Below are 206 nucleotides of genomic sequence, written 5' to 3' on the forward strand. Positions count from 1 at the left end.
CCGGTTCCGCTGTATCAGGCGAAGGCCGAGTTCTTCCGGATGCTGGGACACCCGGTCCGCATCCGGGTCCTGGAACTGCTCCAGGACGGCCCCAGGCCAGTACGCGACCTGCTCGCCGAAATCGACATCGAAGCCTCCAGCCTCTCCCAGCAACTAGCGGTACTACGCCGCTCAGGCATCGTCACCTCCACCCGCACCGGCTCCAC

Annotated in this window: 1 protein-coding gene; it reads left to right on the plus strand. The window is 66.0% G+C overall.

The annotated features are described in order from the left end of the window. On the plus strand, positions 1 to 206 hold a 206-nt coding region (locus NQU55_RS36320; protein WP_256791890.1), incomplete at both ends, for an ArsR/SmtB family transcription factor.

Origin of the sequence: Streptomyces telluris (genome assembly GCF_024519335.1) — a bacterium.
In the GTDB taxonomy this organism is placed as follows: domain Bacteria; phylum Actinomycetota; class Actinomycetes; order Streptomycetales; family Streptomycetaceae; genus Streptomyces; species Streptomyces telluris.